Origin of the sequence: Sphaerisporangium fuscum, assembly GCF_018531465.1 — a bacterium.
Classification (GTDB): domain Bacteria; phylum Actinomycetota; class Actinomycetes; order Streptosporangiales; family Streptosporangiaceae; genus Sphaerisporangium; species Sphaerisporangium fuscum.
The window spans coordinates 245,598-268,178 of record NZ_JAHDTF010000008.1 but is presented as its reverse complement, the minus strand read 5'-3'; the positions used below and the strand labels follow the sequence as shown (position 1 = coordinate 268,178).

Below are 22,581 nucleotides of genomic sequence, written 5' to 3'. Positions count from 1 at the left end.
TTCCCCGACATAGGGCGGCGCCGGCTTCGCCGCACCACGTCTCGCCGACCCGGCGCCGATGCGAAGCAGCACACGGAGCGGGAGGAAAGGGCACACACCCGCACCCGACCGGCGCCGGCGCGTTCGGTGGGGGGTGTAAGAGAGGCGTCAATAATCACCTCTGGGGCGTATGGAACCCGTTAAGACGTGCCAAGCAGCTACAAACCCCGCGATTTGCTGGCTTTGTGGCCGCCCGTCCCGGGCGGCCGGAAGGTATTGATTCGAGGAGTGGGGATGGCTGACGTCATCTTCGTCGCCCTGACGGTCGCGATATTCGTGATCATGGGCTTCGTCGTCAAGGCGGTGGAGCGGCTGTGAGTGCCGTCAACGCCGCCGGGCTCGCGGTCACCGCGGCCCTGGTGATCTTCATGGTCGTGGCCCTGCTGTTCCCGGAGCGTTTCTGATGTCGCCGTCCGTCGCCGGGATCCTGTTCATCGGATCCCTCGTCGCCGCCCTGGCGCTCACCCACCGGCCGCTCGGCGACTACATGTACCGGGTCTACAGCGGCACCCGGCACCTGGCCGTCGAGCGGGTGGTCTACCGCCTCGTCGGGGTACGCCCGGAGAGCGAGCAGCGCTGGAGCGTGTACGCGCGGAGCGTGCTGGCGTTCTCGGCCGTGTCGATCCTGTTCCTGTACGCCCTGCAGCGCCTGCAGGACAAGCTGTTCCTGAGCCTGGGCCTCCCCGCCGTCCCCGGCCACATCGCCTGGAACACCGCGGTCAGCTTCGTCACCAACACCAACTGGCAGGCGTACTCGGGCGAGTCCACGATGGGCCACCTGGTGCAGATGGCCGGGCTGGCCGTGCAGAACTTCGTCTCCGCCGCCGTGGGCATGTCCGTCGCGATGGCGCTGGTGCGGGGGTTCGCCCGCAAGCAGACCGAGGAGCTCGGCAACTTCTGGGTGGACCTGGTCCGCGGCACGGTCCGCATCCTGCTGCCGATCGCGTTCGCCGGCGCTCTCGTCCTGGTCGCGGGCGGCCTGATCCAGAACTTCTCCGGCGTCCACGACGTCACCACGCTGGCCGGGGCCACGCAGAAGGTCACCGGCGGGCCGGTGGCGAGCCAGGAGGCCATCAAGGAGCTCGGCAACAACGGCGGCGGCTTCTACAACGCCAACTCCGCCCACCCCTTCGAGAACAGCACGAACTGGACGAACTGGCTGGAGATCTTCCTGATCCTGGTGCTGCCGTTCGCCCTGCCTCGGACGTTCGGCCGGATGGTGGGCGACAAGCGCCAGGGGTACGCGATCGCGGCGGTGATGGGCGTCCTCGCCTTCGCGGGCGTCGCCGTGCTCACCGGGCTGGAGCTCGCCCACCACGGCACCGTCCCGCAGGCGGTGGGCGCGGCGATGGAGGGCAAGGACGTCAGGTTCGGCGTCCCGAACTCCGGCACCTTCGCCGCGGCCACCACGTTGACGTCCACGGGCGCGGTGGACTCCTCCCACGACTCCTTCACCGCCCTGGGCGGCATGATGACGATGGTCGACATGATGCTGGGCGAGGTCGCGCCCGGCGGGGTGGGCGCCGGCCTGTACGGCATGCTCGTGCTCGCGGTGATCACCGTCTTCGTCGCCGGCCTCATGGTGGGCCGCACGCCGGAGTACCTCGGCAAGAAGATCGGCTCCCGCGAGATCAAGCTGGCCTCGCTGTACTTCCTGACCACCCCCGTGCTCGTGCTGCTCGGCACGGCCCTCGCCATGGCCTCGCCCGAGCGGCGGGCGAGCATGCTGAACCCCGGCGCGCACGGCCTGTCGGAGGTGCTCTACGCCTTCACCAGCGCCTCCAACAACAACGGATCGGCGTTCGCCGGCCTGACGGTCGACACCCCCTGGTACGACACGGCGCTCGGCCTGTGCATGGCGTTCGGCCGTTTCCTGCCGATCGTCTTCGTCCTCGGCCTGGCGGGCTCGCTGGCCCGGCAGGCCCCGGTGCCCGCGTCGGCGGGCACGCTGCCGACGTACCGGCCGCAGTTCGCCGGCATGGTCGCCGGCGTGACGGTCGTCCTCGTGGCGCTGACCTTCCTCCCCGCCCTGGCGCTCGGGCCGCTCGCAGAAGGAATCCGATAGATGACCTCCCCAGTACTCCAGGTGCCGGGCCGCCGCGCGGCCGCCACGAAGAGGATCGGCGGCGGCCTGCTGGACCCCGGGCAGCTGCTCACGTCCCTGCCGGACGCCCTGCGCAAGCTCAACCCCGCCACACTGTGGCGCAACCCGGTGATGTTCATCGTCGAGATCGGCGCGGTGTTCACCACGGTGCTCGCCGTCACCGGCCCCTCCTTCTTCGCCTGGGCCGTCGTCGCCTGGCTCTGGCTGACGGTGATCTTCGCCAACCTGGCCGAGGCGGTGGCCGAGGGCCGGGGCAAGGCGCAGGCGGCCACCCTGCGCGCCGCCAAGCGGGACACCGTCGCCCGCCGGCTCAAGGGCTGGCGGCCGGGCCAGGCCACGGTGTCGTGGGACGACGTGGGCGCCCCCGAGCTGAAGCAGGGCGACCACGTGGTCGTCGAGGCGGGGGAGATCATCCCGGGGGACGGCGACGTGGTCGAGGGCATCGCCAGCGTCGACGAGTCGGCGATCACCGGCGAGTCCGCTCCGGTCATCCGCGAGTCGGGCGGCGACCGCTCGGCCGTGACCGGCGGCACCAAGGTGCTGTCGGACCGCATCGTCGTCCGGATCACCCAGAAGCCGGGCGAGAGCTTCATCGACCGCATGATCGCCCTGGTGGAGGGCGCGGACCGGCAGAAGACCCCGAACGAGATCGCCCTCAACATCCTGCTGGCCGCCCTGACGATCATCTTCCTGGTCGCCACCGCGACCATGCAGCCGCTGGCGATCTACTCCAAGGCCCAGAACCCCGGCGTCCCCGACTCCCTGTCCCTGACAGGGGACGGCGTCACCGGCATCGTCCTGGTCTCGCTGCTGGTCTGCCTGATCCCGACCACCATCGGCGCGCTGCTGTCGGCCATCGGCATCGCCGGCATGGACCGCCTGGTGCAGCGCAACGTGCTGGCGATGAGCGGCCGCGCGGTCGAGGCCGCGGGCGACGTCGGCACCCTGCTGCTCGACAAGACGGGCACGATCACCCTCGGCGACCGGCAGGCGTCGGAGTTCACGCCGGCGGACGGGGTGTCCCCCGAGGAGCTGGCCACCGCGGCCCAGCTGGCCAGCCTCGCGGACGAGACGCCGGAGGGCCGTTCGATCGTCGTGTACGCCAAGCAGGCGTACGGCCTGCGCGAACGGGAGCCGGGCGAGCTGGCCCACGCCTCATGGATCCCCTTCACCGCCCAGACCCGCATGTCGGGGGTGGACGTGGACGGCCGCCAGGTGCGCAAGGGCGCGGCCACCGCCGTGATGAAGTGGGTGCGCGACGGCGGCGGCCACCCCACCGGCGACGTGGGGCACATCGTCGACGGCATCTCGGCCTCCGGCGGCACGCCGCTGGTGGTCGGCGAGGTGCTGGACGGCAAGGCGCGCGTCCTCGGGGTGGTCCACCTCAAGGACGTCGTCAAGCAGGGCATGCGCGAGCGGTTCGACGAGATGCGCCGCATGGGCATCCGCACCGTCATGATCACCGGTGACAACCCCCTCACCGCCAGGGCCATCGCCGACGAGGCGGGGGTCGACGACTTCCTCGCCGAGGCGACGCCGGAGGACAAGCTCGCCCTGATCCGCAAGGAGCAGCAAGGGGGACGGCTGGTCGCGATGACCGGCGACGGCACCAACGACGCCCCCGCGCTCGCCCAGGCCGACGTCGGCGTCGCCATGAACACCGGAACGTCCGCCGCGAAGGAGGCCGGCAACATGGTCGACCTCGACTCCAACCCGACCAAGCTCATCGAGATCGTCGAGATCGGCAAACAGCTCCTGATCACCCGCGGCGCGCTGACGACCTTCTCGATCGCCAACGACATCGCCAAGTACTTCGCGATCATCCCCGCGATGTTCGCGGCGGTGTACCCGGGCCTCGACGCACTGAACGTCATGCGCCTGGCCAGCCCGCAGTCGGCGATCCTGTCGGCGGTGATCTTCAACGCGGTCGTCATCGTGGCGCTGATCCCGCTCGCGCTGCGCGGCGTGCGGTACCGCCCGTCCAGCGCGTCCAAGCTGCTCAGCCGCAACCTCTACGTCTACGGCCTGGGCGGCATCGTGGTCCCGTTCATCGGGATCAAGGCCATCGACCTGCTCATCCAGTTCCTTCCGGGGATGTCGTAATGGAACGCCTGCCAAGCTGGATCCGTCAGCACCTCGCCGCGCTGCGCGCGCTGCTCGTGCTCACCCTGCTCACCGGGGCGGTCTACCCGCTGCTGGTCACCGGGGTCGCCCAGGCCCTGTTCAACGACGGCGCCAACGGCTCGATCGTCCGGAAGGACGGCAGGGACGTCGGCAGCGCGCTCATCGGCCAGTCCTTCACCGACGCCCGCGGCAAGCCGATCGGGAAGTACTTCCAGAGCCGCCCGTCGGCGGCGGGCGCCGGGTACGACCCGGCGGCGAGCGGCGCGAGCAACCTCGGCCCCGAGAACATCGTGGACACCCTCCCGGCGCCCGGGGCGAAGGGCACCCAGGGAAAGCAGAGCCTGCTCACCCAGGTCTGCGCGCGGAGCAAGGCCGTGGGTGAGCTGGAGGGCGTCAGCGGCGCGCGGCCGTACTGCACCCCCGACGGCGTGGGCGCCGTGCTGAAGCTCTTCCCGGCCGTCGGCACGCCGGCGCGCGCGGTGAGCGTCAACCAGGCCTGCCCGGCGACGCCGTTCATCGCCGAATACCAGGGCGTGAAGGTGGAGTGCGGCAGGCCCGGGGAAGACTACTCGGCGGGCCGTACGGTCGCCGTCCGCGGCTCGGCCAGGGCCGTGGTGCCCGCCGACGCGGTCACCGCGAGCGGCTCCGGTCTCGACCCGCACATCTCGGTCGCCTACGCCGAACTGCAGGTCGCCAGGGTCGCCAGGGAGCGCGGCCTCGGCCCCGCAGAGGTACGGAGCCTGGTGGCCGAGAACACCGCCGGCCGGGGGCTGGGGTTCATGGGCGAGCCCGCGGTGAACGTCCTGCGGCTCAACCTGGCCCTCGATCGGCTCAAGGGATAGGGAACCGACGATGAACCCGCCCCGTGGACGGTTGCGGATCTACCTGGGCGCGGCGCCCGGCGTCGGCAAGACCTACGCGATGCTCGCGGAGGGACGCCGGCGCCTGGACCGCGGCACCGACGTCGTCGTGGGCTTCGTCGAGCCCCACGGGCGTCCCCGTACTGAGTCGCTGCTCACGGGCCTGGAGGTGGTCCCGCGCAAGGCCATGGTCCACCGCGGGGCCGCCTTCACCGAACTCGACGCCGACGCCGTCATCGCGCGCCGCCCCAAGCTGGCGCTGATCGACGAGCTCGCGCACACCAACGTGCCGGGTTCCAGGAACGTCAAACGCTGGCAGGACATCGAGGAGATCCTCGACAAGGGGATCGACGTGATCTCCACCGTCAACATCCAGCACCTGGAGTCGCTCAACGACGTGGTGTACCAGATCACCGGGGTCCCGCAGCGGGAGACCGTGCCGGACGAGGTGGTGCGGCGGGCCGACCAGGTGGAGATCGTCGACATGGCGCCCGAGGCGCTGCGCCGCCGGATGGCCCACGGCAACATCTACCCGCCGGAGAAGGTCGACGCGGCCCTGTCGAACTACTTCCGGGTCGGCAACCTCACCGCGCTGCGCGAGCTGGCCCTGCTGTGGGTGGCGGGGAAGGTCGACGAGCAGCTCGACCGCTACCGGGCCGAGCACGGCATCGCCGGCACGTGGGAGGCGCGCGAACGCGTCGTGGTGGCCCTGACGGGCGGCCCGGAGGGCGAGACGCTGGTACGGCGGGCGGCCCGCATCGCCGCCCGCACCAAGGGGGCCGACCTGCTCGCCGTGCACGTCACCCGCTCCGACGGCCTCGGCGGCACGGACCCGGCGCGACTGGCGCGCCAGCGGAGCCTGGTGGAGAGCCTCGGCGGCACCTACCACCAGGTCGTCGGCGACGACGTGCCGCGCGCGCTGCTGGACTTCGCGCGCGGCGTGAACGCCACCCAGCTGGTGCTCGGCGCCTCGCGGCGGGGCAGGCTCGCCCAGCTGATCTCCCGGGGCGTCGGCGTCACCACCACCGCGATGTCCGGGTCCATCGACGTCCACATGGTCACGCACCCGGAGGCCGGCAAGGGCGCCCGCCGCCAACGCTCCCGCGCCGCCCTGACCCGTACCCGCCGGGTGGCGGGATGGGTGATGGCGCTGCTGGCGATCCCGGCGCTGACCGCCGCGCTCGTGCCCTTCCGCGACGACCTGGCGCTGCCGAGCGAGATCCTGCTGTTCCTGCTGATGGTGGTCGGGGTCGCCCTGGTGGGCGGCATGTGGCCCGCCGTGACCGCGGCCGTGGCCGGCTCGCTGCTGCTGAACTATTTCTTCACGCCGCCCATCGGCCGGTTCACCATCTCCGAACCGCAGAACCTGCTCGCGCTGGTCGTCTACGTGCTGGTGGCCGCCATGGTGAGCGCCGTGGTGGACCTGGGGGCCCGCAGGACCAGGGAGGCCGCGCGGGCGGGAGCGGACGCCGAGGTGCTGTCCGCGCTGGCCGGGCACGTGCTGCGCGGCGACGCGGCGCTGCCGTCCCTGCTGGCGCGGCTGCGCGAGACCTTCGGCCTGTCCTCGGTGACGCTGCTCGAGCGGATCGGCGAACCCAGTCCGGACGACGTGTCCGAGCCTCAGGCGTGGCGGGTCGTCGCCACCTCGGGCGGCGCGCCCTGTACGTCCCCGGCCGCCGCCGACTCCGACGTGCCCATCGACGACCGCCTGGTGCTGACGACGACCGGGCGGCTCCTGGACGCCTCCGACCGGCGGGTGCTGGAGGCGTTCGCGGCCGAGGCCGCCATCGCCCTGCGCCAGGAGCGGCTGCGCGAGGAGGCCGAGCAGGCCAGGCCCCTGGCCGAGGCGGACCGGATGCGCACGGCGCTGCTCGCCGCGGTCAGCCACGACCTGCGGACCCCGCTCGCCTCGGCCAAGGCCGCCGTGGAGAGCCTGTCGAGCACGGACGTGCAGTGGAGCGAGGCCGACCGCAAGGAGCTGCTGGCGACCGCCGACGAATCGCTGGCCAAGCTCGACCGGCTGGTGGCGAACCTGCTGGACATGAGCCGCCTGCAGGCCGGCGTGCTCGGGCTCACCCTGCAGCCGACCGCGATCGAGGACGTCGTGCCGCGCTCCGTCGACGACCTCGGCCCGCTCAGGGACCGCGTCGAGGGCGACATCTCCCCCGACCTTCCCGAGGTCGTCGCCGACCCCGCGCTCCTGGAGCGGATCCTGGTCAACGTGATGACCAACGCGGTGCGCTACAGCCCCGCGGGCGCCAAGGTCCTGGTCACGGCGAGCTGGCACGGCGAGCACGTGGAGATCCGCGTGATCGACCGCGGCCCGGGCATCCCCCGGGAGGCCTACGACCAGATCTTCATGCCGTTCCAGCGCCTCGGCGACCGCGACAACCACAGCGGCGTCGGACTCGGCCTCGCGCTCTCCAGGGGGCTGGCCGAGGCGATGGGCGGCGCGCTCGAGCCCGAGGAAACCCCAGGAGGAGGTCTCACCATGATCATAAAGCTGGCCATCCACACCCGTGAGCGGGCCCTTCCCCCCGAGGAGACCGAGTGACCCGCGTCCTGGTCGTCGACGACGAACCGCAGATCCTGCGGGCGCTGCGCATCAACCTCGTGGCCCGGCACTTCGAGGTCGCCCTCGCCGAGGACGGCGGCTCCGCCCTGCGGGAGGCGGCCGACTGGCACCCCGATCTCGTGCTGCTCGACCTCGGGCTGCCCGACATCGACGGCGTGGACGTCATCCACGGGCTGCGCGGCTGGAGCACGACGCCGATCATCGTACTGTCCGGCCGCGCCGGGAACCAGGACAAGATCGAGGCGCTGGACGCGGGCGCCGACGACTACGTCACCAAGCCGTTCCACATCGACGAGCTGCTCGCCCGCATCCGCGCGGTGACGCGCCGCACCTCGGCGCAGGAGGCGGAGCCGGCGCGGGTCCGGATCGGCGAGCACACCGTGGACCTGGCCCGCAAGACCGTCTCCAGCGGCGTGCGGCTGACCCCCACCGAGTGGCACATCCTGGAACTGCTGCTGCGCAACCCCGGCAAGCTGGTCAGCCAGCGCCAGTTGCTCGCCGAGGTGTGGGGCGGCGCCTACGTCAAGGAGACCCACTACCTGCGCCAGTACATGGCCCAGATCCGCCGCAAACTCGAACCCGACCCCGCCCGCCCGGCCCACCTCCTCACCGAACCCGGCATGGGCTACCGCTTCACTCCTTGAGCCGCCGGAGGTAGTCGTCGCGGAGCTTGTGGCGCGACAGCTTGCCCGTGGGGGTCCGCGGGAGTTCGTCGCGGTATTCGATCTCGCGGGGGTGCTTGAAGCGGGCGATGCGGGGGGCGCAGTGGGACAGCAGGTCGGCGGTGAGGCCGGGGCCGGCGGGCGTGCCGGGCACGGGCTGGACCAGGGCGACGACCCTCTGCCCCCACTCCTCGTCCGGGACGCCGATCACGGCGACGTCGGCCACGGCCGGGTGCTCCAGGAGGGCCGCCTCGATCTCGGCCGGGTAGATGTTCACCCCGCCCGAGATGATCAGGTCGGTGCGGCGGTCGCACAGGAAAAGGTAGCCGTCCTCGTCCAGATAGCCGATGTCGCCCGGCGCGTACCATTCGCCCCGCTTGCTGGCGGCCGTCTTGCCCGGGTCCTTGCGGTACTCGAAGGTGGTCATGGGCGACTTGACGTAGACCGTGCCGGCCTCGCCGGGCGGGAGCTCGCCACCGTCCTCGTCGAGGATCCTCGCCTCGAAACCGGGGGCCGGCCGGCCGACGGTGCCGGGACGGGCCAGCCAGTCGAGGGGCTTGACGGAGAAGGCGATCGCCGCCTCGGTGGAGCCGTAGTACTCGTACAGCACCGGCCCCCACCACTCCATGATCCCCTTCTTGACGGCGACCGGGCAGGCGGCGCCGGTGTGCATCACCTGCCGGAGGGAGGACACGTCGTACCGCCGCCTGACCTCCTCGGGGAGCCGCAGCATCCGGTGGAACATCGTGGGGACCATCATCGAGTTGGTCACCTGGTGCCGCTCGATCAGTTCGAGGATGTTCACCGGGTCGAACCTCGGGGTGATCACGACGGTGTGGCCGAGGTGGAACGCGATCGCGACGTGCGCGCACGGCGCCGAGTGGTACAGCGGTGAGGTGACCAGGTGGACGGCGTCCCCGGGCCGCAGGTCGCACACCTCGCCGACGAACCACCTGCTGGCCGGGACGACGTCCTCGGGCGCGGCGTCCGGCAGGCGCCGCTGCACGCCTTTCGGGAAGCCGGTGGTGCCGGAGGTGTACCACATGACCGATCCGTAGGAGCGGTCGCCGGGCAGGGCGTCCGGCATCCCCGCGGCGAGGCCCGCGTACCCGGCCACCGCCGCCTCCGCCGGCACCTCCGCCGCCGCGCACGCCTCCTTCACGGTGCCGGGCAGCATGGCGTCCGTCTCGCCGTACACGACGACCTTGGCGTCGCAGTCGCCCAGGATGTACCCGATCTCGGCGGGGGTGAGATGCCAGTTGACCGGCACGTAGTACAGGCCGATCTGACCGGTGGCGAGCAGCATGACCACCGCGTCGAGCCCGTTGGGCAGGACGCCCGCGACCACGTCGCCCCGGACCAGCCCGCGTGCCCGCAGACCGTGGCACACCTGGTTCACCCGGGAGAGCAGTTCGCCGTACGTGGTGACGGACCCGTCGGTGTCGATCACGGCCCGCCGGCCGGGGTCGGCCTCGGCGATCCTGTAGAAACCGGGCAACTCGCTGATGTCCATGGGGCTCCTCGCGGACGACCGTTCAGACGAAACGCCCCCGGATCTGGAGGGATCGGGGCGTACGAATCACCCAACCCGTATCCGCCACTCGTACAGAACAAACCTCTGTACGGTCGCTCGGCGAGACAGATCACCCGGCGGCGGGGCGGTGGCGAGCGAAACGTCCAGCCGGGGTTGCGCGCCCCGCCTGGCGCGGCACGATGCGGATACGTGAGCGACACGAAATCTCTCAACGGCCGCACGTTCGTCATGGTGAGCTCGACGGCGAGCGAAGTGAACCACGAGGCGCCGACCCGGTTCGTCTACGAGGAGGCCGACGGCCTCGTCTGGGGCGGCTACACCGGCGACACCGTCACCCAGGGCCGCTTCGTCGGCACCCGGGACGGCGACGTCATCGACATCACGTACGTGCACGCGCTGAAGGCCGGCACCCGCGCCGGGGGCCGCAGCAGCAGCCGCATCGAACCGCTGCCCGACGGGCGGCTGCGCCTGGTGGAGGAGTTCCGCTTCGACGGCGACGACACCCTGCACGTCAGCGTCTGCGAAGAGGTCTCTGCTTGATTGCCGAGCTCCGCTCGGCGGGCGAGGGGCGCTCCTGGAGGCGGCGGCCTTCGTCGTCGTACGGGCTCGTCCCTCACCCTCCCTCCTCCTCAGACCACCGCCGCGCCCCTCGCGCGTCAGTCGTCGTCCTTGTGCATGTCGGCGCGGCCTTCGGCGGCGCCGACGAACCGCATCTTGCCGAGGGGGATGGTGGACGGGCCTTCAGGATCGATGCCGGAGGGCCTGCGGGGGCTCTGCTCGGGAGCGGGCGCCTTCCGCGGGTTCTGGCGGGGCTGCTGACGGCGGTCGGACGGGAGAACGTACGGCCGCCTGAGCACCTCGTCGAGGATGAAGACCGTCTCGGTCGCCTTGACGGCGGGGATGTTGGCCAGACGCTCGGTGACCAGGGTGTGCACGGCGGCGACGTCCGGCATCCTGACCTGGATCATCGCGTCGTGCTGGCCGGTGGTGATCGCGCAGTACTCCACCTCGGGCATCTGCGCGAGCTGGGCGCGGAACTGCTTCCACATCTGCTGCCGCACGGTGACGAAGAGGAGTGCGGTGATGCCGAGACCGGCTCGCACGTGGTCGACCTCGGCGGTGAACCTCTTGATCACCCCGTCGGCGCGCAGCGCGTCGAGCCTGGTGTAGGCGCTGGCCCGCGAGATGCCCACTCGTTCGGCCAGGGCCGCCACCGAGATCCGGGCGTTCTCCCGAAGGATCTCGAGCATCTTCATATGGATGGCGTCCATCTGGAGGCCGATGCCGATCCGTCCAGGGACCCCGGTCCCGGAGGGTGACGAGCTTGACATTTCGGTCATTGTGACGTTCCTAAACCTGATATACGTCTCGGCTTGCAGCCATGGGCTGGATCATTAGCGCACAATCCTGCGCGACACGGTAACAATCGTCTACTTCCCACGTGATACCGGAGGACATAGCATGGCGACCCGTTCACGGCGCCGCACCATAGGGCAGGCGAAGGCGGCACTGCTGCCGGTCCTGCTGACCGGTGCGCTCTCCCTCGCCGCCTGCTCCACTGGCGGTTCGTCCAGCACCGCCTCACCGAGCGGCGCGAGCAAGACCCTGGTGATGGACACGTCCTTCACTATCAAGACCGTGGACCCCGGCCGCACGTACGAGCCCACCGCTCTCATCGCCGAGAAGGCCCTCTACGATACCCTGCTCACCTTCAACGGCTCGGACCTGACCAAGCCGGTGCCGGCCCTCGCCGAGTCCTACGAGCTGAGCGTCGACGGTAAGAAGCTCACCCTGCAGCTCAAGCAGGGCGCGACCTTCGCCGACGGCTCGCCGGTGACCGCCGACGACGTGGTGTTCTCCCTCAACCGCGTCCGCGACATGAAGGGCACCCCCTCCTTCCTGCTCGACGGCGTCGAGGTCGCCAAGACCAACGACACGACGGTCACCCTGACCTCGAAGGTCGCCAACGCGGCGCTCCCGTACATCCTGCCCAACCCGGCGCTGGGCATCGTCAACTCCAAGGTCGTCAAGGCGAACGGCGGCAGCGCCGACGCCAATGACAAGGCCGAGCAGTTCCTCAACAAGACCTCGGCGGGCTCCGGGCCGTACACGCTGGAGTCCTTCAACGCCCAGACGCAGATCGTGCTGAAGAAGAACCCCAAGTACTGGGGGGCGACCAAGCCGACCTACGAGAAGGTCATCATCCGCAACGTCCCGGCGGCCACCCAGAAGCTGAACGTCCAGCGGAACGAGAGCCAGATCTCCCTGGACCTCAACGGTGACCAGGTCAAGGGCCTCCCCTCGACCCTGCAGACGATCAAGACCGCGTCCGCGAACGTGGTGTTCCTGTTCGCCAACCAGGACCCGGGCGTCAGCAAGGCCACCAGCAACCCCAAGATCGTCGAGGCCATCCGCAAGGGCATCGACTACAACGGTCTGGTGGAGCTCGCCGGTGAGGGTTCGGTCGCGTCGCCGGGCGTGATCCCGTCGATGTTCCTCGGCGCCCTGCCCCAGGACCAGGCCGTCAAGCGTGACGTCGAGGCCGCCAAGGCCGCCGTCGCGGCGAGCGGCGAGAAGAATCCGACGGTGAAGCTGGAGTACCCGAGCGACCTCACCCTGCAGGGCCTGGTGTTCCAGCCGTTCGCCGAGCGGATCCAGGCCAACCTCAAGGAGGTCGGCATCAACGTCGAGCTCGTCCCCGCCCCGGTGGCGACCGCGCTGGAGAACTACCGCAAGGGCAAGGAGGAGATCGGCCTGTGGTACTGGGGCCCGGACTACCCGGACCCGAGCGACTACCTGGCCTTCCTCCCCGGCAAGACGGTCGGCCTGCGCGCCGGCTGGAAGGCCGGAGCCGACAAGGATCTCGAGTCGACCGGCGAGAAGGCCGCGGCCGCGATCGGCGACGACGCGCGCACGCAGCTGTACGCCGACATCCAGACGAAGCTGAACGCCTCCAGCCCGTTCATCCCGCTGCTCCAGCCCAGCCAGAACGTGGTGGCGGCGGCCTCCGTCACCGGCATCGCGTTCAACCCGGTGTGGTCCATCGATGTCGCAACCCTCGGCGTCAAGTGACAGCCCGGCGGGCGGTGCGGCCTCCGGCCGTGCCGCCCGCCGCGGCGGCACCCGGCACCCGCTGGCGAAGTTCCTGCTCCGCAGGATCGCCGTCGCGCTGCTGCTGGGCCTCGGTATCACCCTCGTGACGTTCATCCTGACCAACCTCGTGCCGGGCGACCCGGTCACGGCCAACCTCGGTCAGGCGGCGCTCGGCGATCCCACGATCGTCGCGCAGTTCCGCGCCCAGCACGGACTCGACAAGCCGCTCCCCGCGCAGTACCTCACCTACCTCGGTGGTCTGCTGCACGGAGACCTCGGGATCAGCCAGCAGAGTCACCGTGCCGTCCTGGACGACATGGCGGAGTTCGTTCCCTCCACGATCGAGCTGGCCGGCGCGGCCATCGTCATCTCGCTGATCCTCGGCGTCGCCTTCGGCGTCATCAGCGCGCTGCGCCGTGACCGGCTGTCGGACCAGGCCCTGCGGGTGCTCAGCCTGGTCGGCATCTCGGTTCCGACGTTCTGGCTGGCCCTGGTGGCGTTCTACGTCTTCTTCTTCCGCCTGCAGATCACCCCGGGCAGCGGCCGCGTCGCTCCCGACATGTCCGCCCCGCCGGCCGTCACCGGTCTCTACACCGTGGACGCCGCGATCGCCGGCCAGTGGGACGTGTTCTCCTCCGCCGTGGGGCACCTGATCACGCCCGCGCTGGTGCTGGCCCTCTACACGATCGGCCTGCTCACCCGCTTCACCCGCTCGGCGGTGCTGGAGGTGCTCGGGCAGGACTACGTGCGCGCGGCGCGGGCCAAGGGGCTGCCCGGACGGACGATCCTGTTCCGGTACGTGCTGCGGTCGGCGCTGGTGCCGATCATCACGGTGGCCGGTCTGGCGTTCGGCAGCCTGCTGTCGGGCACCGTGCTCGTCGAGTCGGTCTTCGCCCGGCCGGGCATCGGCCAGTACGCCTACAAGAGCGCCACGACCCTCGACCTGCCCGCGGTCATGGGCGTCGGCCTGGTGGTGGGCGCCGTGTACGTTCTGATCAACCTGGTGGTCGACATCCTGTACGGCGTGATCGACCCGAGAGTGAGGCTCGCGTGAGGATCCTCTCGCGACTCCCCGAGGCGTGGCGCCAGCCGCTCGCCGTGGTCGGCTGCGTGGTGGCCGCGGCGTGGCTGGTGGTCGCGGTGGCGGCTCCGCTGCTCGCCCCGCACGACCCGCTGGCCCAGGACCTCCCGCGCCTGGCCTCCCCCGGCCCCGGCCACTGGCTGGGCACCGACCAGCTCGGCCGCGACATCCTTTCGCGGATCATGTACGGCGCCCGCGTGTCGATCCCGCTGACGCTGCTGCTGGTCGTGCTGTCCCTGCTGGTCGGCGGCATCCTCGGCGCGTGCGCCGGATACTTCGGCCGCTGGATCGGCGAGGGGATCATGCGGCTGGCCGACCTGGTCTTCGCGTTCCCCACCGTGATCCTGGCGATGGTCGTGGCCGCCGCGCTCGGCGCGAGCCTGACCAACGCGGTGCTGGCCGTCCTGGTGGTGGCCTGGCCCGCGTACGCCCGCGTGACGCGCGGCCTGGTGCTCGGCATGCGCGAGCGGGAGTTCGTGCTCAGCGGACGGTTGCTCGGCTTCTCCGCCTGGCGGTCGCTGCGGGTCGACGTCCTTCCCAACGTCACCGGCCCGGTGCTGGTGCTCGCCACGCTGGACATCGGCACGGCGCTGCTGCTGCTGTCGGGCCTGTCCTTCCTCGGGCTCGGCGCCAAGCCGCCGTCCCCGGAGTGGGGGGCGATGGTGGCCTCCGGCGTGGAGGTCTTCGACAGCTGGTGGGTCGCGACCTTCCCCGGCCTCGCCATCCTGACCGTGGTGCTCGCCTTCAACTTCCTCGGCGACACCCTGCGCGACGCCCTCGACCCCCGTACGGCCCGCGCCATCAAGGAGCGTGCGCTATGACCGCGAGCGACCCTGCGAAGACCGCGGAGGCCCCCGCGACGACCACCGGCGAGGCCGCGGAGCCGGCCGAAGCCTCGGCGACGACGGTCAGTGAGGTCTCGGAGCGCGCGAGCGGCGCCGCCGGCACGGTGGCGGCTCCGGTGCTGAGCGTCGAGGGCCTGAAGGTCTCCATCGGCGCGCACGACATCCTGCACGGCGTCGACATCACCCTGATGCCCGGCCGGGTGCACGGCCTGGCGGGCGAGAGCGGCTCGGGCAAGACCATGACCGGGCTCGCGACGCTCGGCCTGCTCCCCCACGGCGCCCGTACGTCGGGCCGGATCCTCCTCGAGGGGCGGAACCTCCTCGACCTCCCCCAGCGCGAGCTGAACAAGGTCAGGGGACGCGAGGTGGCGATGGTCTTCCAGGACCCGGCCACCAGCCTGCACCCCATGCTGTCGATCGGCCGCCAGCTCACCGAGCACATGCGCCACCACCTCGGCCTCGGCAAGGCCGAGGCGCGGGCGCGGGCGATCGAGCTGCTCGGGCAGGTACGCATCCCCGGAGCCGCGGCGGCCGTCGACCGGTACCCGCACCAGTTCTCCGGCGGCATGCGCCAGCGCATCGCCATCGCGGTGGCGCTGGCGTGCGGCCCGAAGGTACTGATCGCCGACGAGCCCACCACGGCCCTGGACGTGACCGTGCAGGCCGGTGTGCTGCGGCTGCTCAGGAGCCTCTGTGACGACCTCGGCCTTGCCGTGCTGCTGGTCACCCACGACCTCGGCGTCATGTCGGCCGTGGCCGACGAGGTCAGCGTCATGAAGGACGGGCTGGTGGTGGAGACGGGCCCGCGCGGCAAGGTGCTGCGCGATCCGGAGCACCCCTACACCCGCGCCCTGCTGGACGCCCTGCCCAAGGAGGGCTCGGCGACGGCCTCCACCGAGACCGGGGAAGCCGTCCAAGACGCCGAGACCGACAAGGCCGCCCCGGACGTCAAGACCGACACGACCGACGAGACGGTCGCGGACGTGAAAGCCGACGAGACCGACGAGGCCACGGCGGACGCCGAGACCGACGAGGCCGTCGCGGACGCCGAGATCGACAAGACCGCCCCGGACGCCGAGACCGACACGACCGACGAGGTCGCGGCGGACGCGGCGGAGGGCGCCGGCGCCGATGACACCACCGACTCACCGCCGAAGGAGGGCTCGTGAGCCTGCTGACCGTCGAGGACCTGGTCGTCGACCACCGCACGCCGGGCCGTCCGGCCGTACGGGCGGTGGCGGGGGCCAGCCTGGCCGTTGAGGCCGGCGAGGTGGTGGGCCTGGTCGGCGAGTCCGGCTGCGGCAAGTCGACGCTGGCCCGCGCGATCTGCGGCCTCGCCCCCACCAGCGGCGGGAAGATCGCGTTCGAGGGCGGCAACGTGACCCGGCTGGGCCTGCGCCGCCGGGACGCGGGACTGATGAAGATCCAGATGGTCTTCCAGGACCCGTACGCCTCCCTCAACCCCCGCCGCCGGATCGGCGCGCAGATCGCCGACGGCCTGGAGACCGCCCGCGACCGCGAGACGACGCCCGGCGGCATGCTGGAGCGGGTGGGCCTGCCCGGCGCGATGGCCGAGCGGTACCCGCACGAGTTCTCCGGCGGGCAGCGCCAGCGCATCGCGATCGCGCGGGCGCTGGCCGCGCGGCCGTCGCTGCTGATCGGCGACGAGCCGATCTCCGCGCTGGACGCCTCCGCGCAGGCGCAGGTGGCGACCCTCATGCGCAACCTCGCCGTGGAGTCGGGCGCGGGACTGCTGTTCATCAGCCACGACCTGTCCGTCGTGCGGCTGATCGCCGACCGCATCGCCGTGATGTACCTGGGCAAGATCGTGGAGACCGGGCCCACCGCCGAGGTCTGGGAGAACCCGCGCCACCCGTACACCCAGGCGCTGCTGCGGGCGATCCCGGAGCCGGACGGGCTCGGCACGCTGCCCGCCGAGCTGCCCGGTGACGTCCCCGACCCCGCCGACCCCCCGCAGGGGTGCCGTTTCCACCCGCGCTGCCCCATGGCCATGGACGTCTGCGCCGAGAAGGAGCCCGCCCCCGGGCCGGTGTCCTGCTGGCTACACCAGCAGCCATGACCGGGGAGGTCCTGGCAGCCGTCCTCGATGGGATGGCCGCGGCGAGGCTCGACGCGCTGATACTGCGTCCGTCCCTGGGCCTGCGATATGTCGTGGGCCACGACACCTCGGGGTTCCTGGTCCTGGTCCCCGGTCTGCCGCCGGTGTTCGCCGCCGACGCCGCCGAGGCGGCCGCGCTGGTGCCGCCGGGGGCGGGTCGGGTCGGCGTGGACACCGAGATGCGGGTGCACGAGCTGTTCGCGCTGGGCGTGGAGGCGGACCTGGTGCTGGCGTCCCGCGTGCTGGACCCGCTGCGGATCCGCAAGCGGCCGGAGGAGCTCGCCGCCATCGAGCGGGCCGCGACCGCCGCCGACCGGGTCTTCCGCGCGGCGGCCAGGATGTCCTGGTTCGGCGCGGCGGAGTCGGACATGGCCGTGCGGCTGGCCAGCATGCCGTGGACGGGCGAGCAGGTCTCGGTCGTGGTGGCGGCCGGGGAGAACACCGCGCGTCCCGAGCACAAGCCGGGCCCGAGGGTCATCAACCCCGGCGACGCGGTCACCATCCAGGTGACCGCGCAGCACGACGGCTACCACGCGCACGCCAGCCGGGCGTTCGTCGTGGCCGAGCCGCCCGAGGACTTCGACGCGCTGCACGCCGTGCTGCTCCTGGCCCGGGCGGCCGCCATCGAGGCCGTACGGCCGGGGGTGACGGCCGCCGAGGTCGACGCCGCCGCGTGGACCGTGCTCGACGAGAGCGGTTTCGGCCGCTACGCCGAGCGGGGCACCGGCCACGGCGTGGGCCTGGACCGCCGGGAGGCTCCGTGGCTGACCCCGGACGATCCCACGGTGCTCGCCCCGGGCATGACGGTGACGATCGCGCCCGCCATCCACGTTCCGGAGCTTTACGGTGCGCGGGTGGGAGATGTGGTGGAATGCACCGCGAACGGAGCCAGGACGCTGAACCAGGCCCCCCTCACGCTGCATGTCCTTGATCCATAGTTTCTGACACCTTGCCCTTTCACTGCTCCGACCTCGACAGACTCCGTTTTAAGGTGATCTACGAGGCGGACAGGGGGGCGCGGTGAGGCTCGGGCGCGACTGCTCCGTACGGGCTCGGCTGACGTTGGTCGCCGGCGCCGTCACGGCAGTGGCGTGCGCCTGCGTGAGCCTGCTCGTCCTCGCCGGCACCCGGAACGTGGCGTTGAACCAGCGGCTGCACGAGGTCCTGCTCGTCGACCTCAACGTCACCCGCCTGATCAGGCTGGGCGCTCTCCCGCGCCTGCTGCCCCCGCAGAAGGATGTGATCGTCCAGGTCCTCGACGAGCACGGCCGCGTCGTCTCCGCCACCCAGGAGGCCGCCGGCCGTGCGCCCGTCGTGAAGTTCGCACCGGCGGTGGGGCAGATCGAGATCCACAAGATCCTCTGCAACGTGCCGGTGCCCGGGTACCAGGACACGTGCATGCTGGTGACGGCGGCACGGGTGTACCGGCCCGAGGGCGACTGGTTCATCGAGGCGGCCGCCCCGGTCATCCCGTGGTACGTCGACCTCCGGCTGGTCGGGATGCTCCTCGGCGGCTCGGTGCTCCTGGTCGCGGCCACGGCCTTCGGCACCTACCGCATCGTCCGCCGGTCCCTGGCGCCCGTGGACACCGTGCGGCGGGAGCTCGCCGAGATCACCGCCTCCGACCTCAGCCGCCGCGTGACCCCGTCCCCGCACCACGACGAGATCGGCAACCTGGCCGAGACCGTGAACCAGACGCTGGACCGCCTGCAGGAGGCGGTGGAACGGCAGCGGCGCTTCGCCTCCGACGCGGGCCACGACCTGCGCAGCCCCATCACCGCCATGCGCACGCAGGTGGAGGAGGCGCTGATGCACCCCGAGGACACCGACTGGATCAAGATGTCCGAGGCGCAGCTGCTGAGCCTCGACCGCCTCCAGGCGATCGTGACCGACCTGCTGGTGATCGCGCGGCTCGACGCGGGCGCGAAGGTCAGCCGGGAGTACATCAACCTCGCCGAGCTGGTGCGCACCGAGGTCGGCCGTCGTTTCCGGGGCAAGCGCATCGTGCTCGACCTCCAGCCCGGCGTGGTGGTCTGCGGCGACCGGCTCCAGCTCGTCCGCCTGCTCACCAACCTGCTGGACAACGCCGAGCGGCACGCGACCTCGACGATCACGATCACGGCCCGGCGGGGGAACGACCACGCGGAGCTGGAGGTGATCGACGACGGTGAGGGCGTCGCGCCGGAGCACCGCGAGATCGTCTTCCAGCGCTTCACCCGCCTGCAGGAGGCGAGGGAGCGGGACAAGGCGGGCACCGGCCTCGGGCTGGCGATCGCCAGGGACGTCGCCGAGCAGCACGGCGGCACCCTCAGGATCGAGGACTCCCCGAAGGGCGCCCGGTTCGTCCTGCGGATGCCCCTCCTCGCCGTACGACGGCCGAGCTGATGCGGGCCCGGCGCGGACGGCGGCGGACATGGAGATGTGGCCTTTCCGCGCTATTGGATCGCCCGTACAATTGTCTTCCGGGCGATGCGATGGGAGTGCGCGATGACGGTCGCCAGGGATCACACTCCGGAAACGCGACACGACGGCGAGGCCGCCGCCCAGCGGGCCTACGAGACGGTGATCGAGCGCCTGTCGAAGGCCTCGGTCGACAAGCACTGGGAGCCGTACGTCGACATCCCGTGGGACGACCCGGAGTTCGCGGTCGTCCAGACCGATCCCCGGTGGGAGATGCCGCTGGTCGACGCCCTCGGGTCCCACCCTTGGTACCGGGCGCAGCCGCAGGAGGTCCGGGCCCGGATCGGCCTGTGGCGGGTGGCGACCGCGATGAAGATCGGCCTCCAGTTCGAGAACCTGCTGAAGCGGGGGCTGCTCAACTACGCCTACCGGCTCCCGAACGGCTCACCGGAGTTCCGGTACGTCTACCACGAGACCATCGAAGAGGGACATCACGGGATGATGTTCCAGGAGTTCGTCAACCGCACGAAGCTCCCCATCCGCGGCATGCCCCGGCACCTCAGCCTGATGGCCCAGGTCGTGCCGTGGATCCCGCTCATCTCCACCGAGCTGTTCTTCGTCTTCGTCCTCGGCGGCGAGGACCCCATCGACCACGTCCAGCGCCGGATGCTCAAGGAAGGCCGGGTGCGCCACCCGCTGGAGGAGGCGATCATCCGGATCCACGTGGCCGAGGAGGCCAGGCACATCTCGTTCGCCCGCCACTACCTGCGCCGCCGCGTGCCCGCCCTCCCCCGCGCCCGGCGCCTGGCCCTCTCGCTGATCGCCCCGGTCATCCTCGGCATCATGGCGAGGGTCATGCTGTCGCCGCCCGGCGCCATGATCAGGAGGTTCGCCATCCCCGAGGACGTCGTCCGCGAGGTGTACCTCGACAACCCCGAAACGGCCGCGCAGACCCGCGCCTCCCTCGCCAGGACCCGCGAACTCTGCACCGAGATCGGCCTGATCAACCCCCTGAGCCTCCGGATCTGGAAGACCATGGGCATCTGGCCCGCCCACGAGCCGGCCCAGTGAGCCACCCGTGTTCACTGCGAGGTCTCAACCGCCGCTCGGGTGAGACCACTCGCACCACTCCTTCGGCCGCCCCCTCAGGTCAGCAAGCCGAGCATGACGTGGAGCGCTTCATCGATCTCTTCCATCTCGGCCGGATCCAGTCGCCCCGCGAAATCCCCGAGCCGCGACGTGTCCACGGCCTTCAGCTGGTCCACGAGGACGCGTGTGGCCTTGCCGTTCAACTCGGATGACGTAAGCGCATCGGACTGCAGAAGTACGGCGAAGCGTTCGCCGCGCTGCTCATGGCCGACCGCGTCCATCGCTGTGCGCAAGCGGTATACATCACCACGCACAGTCTTCTCCCAGATCACGGCGAACGGCTTTTAGCTCTGCCAGTTCCTCGGGGTCGCCGGCCAGGTCCTGGGCCTCAAGCCGGGCCACCTCCATGCGGCGAAGGCGGCTGGCGATGAGAAGAGCTTCACGGACGACATCAGTGATGGATCTGCCGTCGGCGGTCAGTTCGGCCAGAGCTTTCTCTGTCCTCGCGTCGATCTGCACAGTGAGCACGCCCATATCTTCACTCTACGACCGGTCATCCCGCAGACCTTTCAGCGCATTGTGAAGTCATTCGAATGCTTACTGTGACCAGCCCGCGTCAGGCGGTGGGGCGGGACAGGTTCTCGGTGAGGAGGTCGATGAGCGGGGCGCGGCGGACGCAGTTGGCCAGGGCGAAGGAGTCGGCCAGGGCGGTCAGTCGCTCGTCGTCCAGGCCGCGGAACAGTTCGGCGTACTCGGGCAGCAGCGCCTGCGCGATCAGGATGTGCCGGACGAGGTCGTCGGTCTGGTAGCGGGCGCCCCAGGGGTAGGGGTTCCACGAGGGGGACTCGCTCTGCAGCAGCCGGTACAGCGGAGCCAGCGCCTCGGCGGTCTCCTCCATCGTCGAGCCCCACCGATCGGCGCCCAGCCGGCGCTTCTTGGCGATGAAGTCGCCGAAACGGGACAGGTAGTCCCCGGAGGGGTCGGCGTGCACCAGGCCCTGCAGGCCGACGTCCTTGTAGGTCCACAGCGACCAGCCCGCCCGGTGGGCGTCGAAGATCTCCAGCTGGTCGCGCAGGATCCGGTACCGCTGCCCGTCCACCCGGGCGTCCCCCGTGTAGACCGGGCCGAACTCCCCCACCCAGATCGGCGTGCCGGTCTCCCGCTGGAAGACCGTGCGCCGCTCGAAGGTGGCCTCCAGCTGGGCCCGGTCCACCCACTCCCCGCGCGTGTACCCGGGGTACGGCCCGCCGTGCGCGAAGCCGGCCAGGGCGTAGTCGTGGCAGACGAAGACGGTGTTCTCGTAGACCTCACGGAAGATCGAGAAATCGGTGGAGTAGGTGTTGCCGTCCAGGAACAGCACGTGCGAGGGGTCGACCGCGCGAAGCGCCTTCACCAGCCGGTCGTAGAACGGCCCCACGACCCGCCCGCCGACGTCGCCGGGCTCGTTGACCGGGTTGTAGCCCGCCACCCACCGGTGGTCCTTGTACCGGTCGGCCATGAACTCCCACAGGTGCACCACCCGGTCCTGGAAGTGCCGGTGCCGCCAGAAGGAGGCCACGTGGGTGGGATTGTCGGAGTGCCAGTGCTGGTTCTGCGCCCCCGGCACGGCGTGCAGGTCGATCACGCTGTAGATGCCGTGCGCGCCGAGCAGGCCGATCACCCGGTCCAGGTGCCGGAACCCGTCCTCGATGATCTCCATGGGCCGGTCGTCGGACTCGAAGTGATGGTAGTTCACCGGGATTCGGACGCAGTTGACCCCCATCTCCGCCAGCAGGGCCGCGTCCGGCTCCCCGAAGAAGGAGGTCAGCAGGCGGTCGAAGAACAGCTCCGCCCGCTCCTCCCCCAGGACCTCGCCGACCGCCTCCCGCATGGCGGACTCGTTGGCCGGGTAGCCGGTGATGAAGTTCTCCATGTTCATCCAGCCGCCCAGGCCCACGCCGCGCAGCCGCACCGGGCCGCCGGCCTCGTCCACCAGGCTCGATCCTGAAACCCGCAGCGTCATCGACACTCCTTCGAGGGAAGCCGCGCCGGCCCTGGGCGGGCCGGCGTCTTGGAA

20 protein-coding genes are annotated in these 22,581 nt (G+C 71.0%); 15 read left to right on the top strand and 5 right to left on the bottom strand.

Going from position 1 to position 22,581, the window contains the following annotated elements:
- Window positions 1–353: 353 nt before the first annotated feature.
- From kdpF to KIK05_RS11995, 6 genes are read left to right on the top strand one after another with little or no spacing between them, the layout of a single operon-like run.
- Entirely contained in the window at window positions 354–443 is a 90-nt protein-coding gene (kdpF, locus tag KIK05_RS12020; protein ID WP_214410717.1) for a K(+)-transporting ATPase subunit F, read from the top strand.
- Window positions 443–2,104 carry a potassium-transporting ATPase subunit KdpA gene (gene kdpA / locus KIK05_RS12015; RefSeq protein WP_214410716.1) on the top strand — a complete coding sequence of 554 codons (1,662 nt, stop codon included), beginning with the start codon at window positions 443–445 and terminating at the stop codon, window positions 2,102–2,104. Before kdpF ends, kdpA begins: the two co-directional genes overlap by 1 nt.
- Window positions 2,105–4,246: a potassium-transporting ATPase subunit KdpB gene (gene kdpB, locus KIK05_RS12010; RefSeq protein WP_214410715.1), complete on the top strand. Its 2,142-nt coding sequence runs from the start codon at window positions 2,105–2,107 to the stop codon at window positions 4,244–4,246.
- Window positions 4,246–5,109, top strand: coding sequence for a potassium-transporting ATPase subunit C (locus KIK05_RS48075; RefSeq protein WP_214410714.1), 864 nt, complete (start codon window positions 4,246–4,248; stop codon window positions 5,107–5,109). Before kdpB ends, KIK05_RS48075 begins: the two co-directional genes overlap by 1 nt.
- Before the next feature lie 10 nt (window positions 5,110–5,119).
- On the top strand, window positions 5,120–7,681 hold the full coding sequence (locus tag KIK05_RS12000; protein WP_214410713.1) for a DUF4118 domain-containing protein: 2,562 nt from the start codon (window positions 5,120–5,122) through the stop codon (window positions 7,679–7,681).
- Window positions 7,678–8,346: a response regulator gene (locus KIK05_RS11995; RefSeq protein WP_214410712.1), complete on the top strand. Its 669-nt coding sequence runs from the start codon at window positions 7,678–7,680 to the stop codon at window positions 8,344–8,346. The genes KIK05_RS12000 and KIK05_RS11995 overlap by 4 nt, the downstream gene beginning before the upstream one ends.
- On the opposite strand, the gene KIK05_RS11990 is transcribed toward KIK05_RS11995, so the two are convergent.
- Window positions 8,336–9,877 carry an AMP-binding protein gene (locus KIK05_RS11990; protein ID WP_214410711.1) on the bottom strand — a complete coding sequence of 514 codons (1,542 nt, stop codon included), beginning with the start codon at window positions 9,875–9,877 and terminating at the stop codon, window positions 8,336–8,338. The genes KIK05_RS11995 and KIK05_RS11990 overlap by 11 nt on opposite strands.
- A 210-nt stretch (window positions 9,878–10,087) precedes the next feature.
- On the opposite strand from KIK05_RS11990, the gene KIK05_RS11985 reads away from it, so the two are divergent.
- Complete coding sequence (locus tag KIK05_RS11985) at window positions 10,088–10,438, top strand: avidin-fold protein (RefSeq protein ID WP_308249873.1); 351 nt, start codon at window positions 10,088–10,090, stop codon at window positions 10,436–10,438.
- A gap of 116 nt (window positions 10,439–10,554) precedes the next feature.
- Here KIK05_RS11985 and KIK05_RS11980 read toward each other — a convergent pair whose 3' ends face one another.
- Window positions 10,555–11,229, bottom strand: a complete 675-nt coding sequence (locus tag KIK05_RS11980; RefSeq protein ID WP_250562632.1) for an Lrp/AsnC family transcriptional regulator — start codon at window positions 11,227–11,229, stop codon at window positions 10,555–10,557.
- Between the two features lie 130 nt (window positions 11,230–11,359).
- On the opposite strand from KIK05_RS11980, the gene KIK05_RS11975 reads away from it, so the two are divergent.
- From KIK05_RS11975 to KIK05_RS11940, 8 genes are all read left to right on the top strand, one after another.
- Complete coding sequence (locus KIK05_RS11975) at window positions 11,360–12,970, top strand: ABC transporter substrate-binding protein (protein WP_214410709.1); 1,611 nt, start codon at window positions 11,360–11,362, stop codon at window positions 12,968–12,970.
- Window positions 12,945–14,045: an ABC transporter permease gene (locus tag KIK05_RS11970; RefSeq protein WP_214410708.1), complete on the top strand. Its 1,101-nt coding sequence runs from the start codon at window positions 12,945–12,947 to the stop codon at window positions 14,043–14,045. The genes KIK05_RS11975 and KIK05_RS11970 overlap by 26 nt, the downstream gene beginning before the upstream one ends.
- Window positions 14,042–14,893, top strand: a complete 852-nt coding sequence (locus tag KIK05_RS46830; RefSeq protein ID WP_308249872.1) for an ABC transporter permease — start codon at window positions 14,042–14,044, stop codon at window positions 14,891–14,893. Before KIK05_RS11970 ends, KIK05_RS46830 begins: the two co-directional genes overlap by 4 nt.
- The gene (locus KIK05_RS11960; protein WP_250562631.1) at window positions 14,890–16,086 is read left to right on the top strand and encodes an ATP-binding cassette domain-containing protein; all 1,197 of its coding nucleotides are present in this window, start codon (window positions 14,890–14,892) and stop codon (window positions 16,084–16,086) included. Before KIK05_RS46830 ends, KIK05_RS11960 begins: the two co-directional genes overlap by 4 nt.
- Entirely contained in the window at window positions 16,083–16,997 is a 915-nt protein-coding gene (locus tag KIK05_RS11955; RefSeq protein WP_214410707.1) for an ABC transporter ATP-binding protein, read from the top strand. Before KIK05_RS11960 ends, KIK05_RS11955 begins: the two co-directional genes overlap by 4 nt.
- Complete coding sequence (locus tag KIK05_RS11950; protein ID WP_214410706.1) at window positions 16,994–17,974, top strand: M24 family metallopeptidase; 981 nt, start codon at window positions 16,994–16,996, stop codon at window positions 17,972–17,974. The genes KIK05_RS11955 and KIK05_RS11950 overlap by 4 nt, the downstream gene beginning before the upstream one ends.
- A gap of 82 nt (window positions 17,975–18,056) precedes the next feature.
- The gene (locus KIK05_RS11945) at window positions 18,057–19,421 is read left to right on the top strand and encodes a sensor histidine kinase (protein WP_308249871.1); all 1,365 of its coding nucleotides are present in this window, start codon (window positions 18,057–18,059) and stop codon (window positions 19,419–19,421) included.
- Between the two features lie 102 nt (window positions 19,422–19,523).
- Window positions 19,524–20,507 carry an AurF N-oxygenase family protein gene (locus KIK05_RS11940; RefSeq protein WP_214410705.1) on the top strand — a complete coding sequence of 328 codons (984 nt, stop codon included), beginning with the start codon at window positions 19,524–19,526 and terminating at the stop codon, window positions 20,505–20,507.
- Between the two features lie 74 nt (window positions 20,508–20,581).
- Here the strand turns inward: KIK05_RS11940 and KIK05_RS11935 are convergent, their stop codons facing one another.
- From KIK05_RS11935 to KIK05_RS11925, 3 genes are all read right to left on the bottom strand, one after another.
- The gene (locus KIK05_RS11935; protein ID WP_308249870.1) at window positions 20,582–20,839 is read right to left on the bottom strand and encodes a type II toxin-antitoxin system PemK/MazF family toxin; all 258 of its coding nucleotides are present in this window, start codon (window positions 20,837–20,839) and stop codon (window positions 20,582–20,584) included.
- Entirely contained in the window at window positions 20,829–21,059 is a 231-nt protein-coding gene (locus KIK05_RS11930; RefSeq protein ID WP_214410704.1) for a hypothetical protein, read from the bottom strand. The genes KIK05_RS11935 and KIK05_RS11930 overlap by 11 nt, the downstream gene beginning before the upstream one ends.
- Window positions 21,060–21,141: 82 nt before the next feature.
- Window positions 21,142–22,527: a glycoside hydrolase family 5 protein gene (locus tag KIK05_RS11925; protein WP_214410703.1), complete on the bottom strand. Its 1,386-nt coding sequence runs from the start codon at window positions 22,525–22,527 to the stop codon at window positions 21,142–21,144.
- Window positions 22,528–22,581: the final 54 nt, after the last annotated feature.

Excerpts from the sequence above, each read along its gene's own strand:
- kdpA (WP_214410716.1), top strand. The coding sequence starts at position 443 with ATGTCGCCGTCCGTCGCCGGGATCCTGTTCATCGGATCCCTCGTCGCC.
- kdpB (WP_214410715.1), top strand. The coding sequence starts at position 2,105 with ATGACCTCCCCAGTACTCCAGGTGCCGGGCCGCCGCGCGGCCGCCACG.
- KIK05_RS48075 (WP_214410714.1), top strand. The coding sequence starts at position 4,246 with ATGGAACGCCTGCCAAGCTGGATCCGTCAGCACCTCGCCGCGCTGCGC.
- KIK05_RS12000 (WP_214410713.1), top strand. The coding sequence starts at position 5,120 with ATGAACCCGCCCCGTGGACGGTTGCGGATCTACCTGGGCGCGGCGCCC.
- KIK05_RS11990 (WP_214410711.1), bottom strand. The coding sequence starts at position 9,877 with ATGGACATCAGCGAGTTGCCCGGTTTCTACAGGATCGCCGAGGCCGAC.
- KIK05_RS11980 (WP_250562632.1), bottom strand. The coding sequence starts at position 11,229 with ATGTCAAGCTCGTCACCCTCCGGGACCGGGGTCCCTGGACGGATCGGC.
- KIK05_RS11975 (WP_214410709.1), top strand. The coding sequence starts at position 11,360 with ATGGCGACCCGTTCACGGCGCCGCACCATAGGGCAGGCGAAGGCGGCA.
- KIK05_RS11970 (WP_214410708.1), top strand. The coding sequence starts at position 12,945 with ATGTCGCAACCCTCGGCGTCAAGTGACAGCCCGGCGGGCGGTGCGGCC.
- KIK05_RS11960 (WP_250562631.1), top strand. The coding sequence starts at position 14,890 with ATGACCGCGAGCGACCCTGCGAAGACCGCGGAGGCCCCCGCGACGACC.
- KIK05_RS11950 (WP_214410706.1), top strand. The coding sequence starts at position 16,994 with ATGACCGGGGAGGTCCTGGCAGCCGTCCTCGATGGGATGGCCGCGGCG.
- KIK05_RS11940 (WP_214410705.1), top strand. The coding sequence starts at position 19,524 with ATGACGGTCGCCAGGGATCACACTCCGGAAACGCGACACGACGGCGAG.
- KIK05_RS11930 (WP_214410704.1), bottom strand. The coding sequence starts at position 21,059 with ATGGGCGTGCTCACTGTGCAGATCGACGCGAGGACAGAGAAAGCTCTG.
- KIK05_RS11925 (WP_214410703.1), bottom strand. The coding sequence starts at position 22,527 with ATGACGCTGCGGGTTTCAGGATCGAGCCTGGTGGACGAGGCCGGCGGC.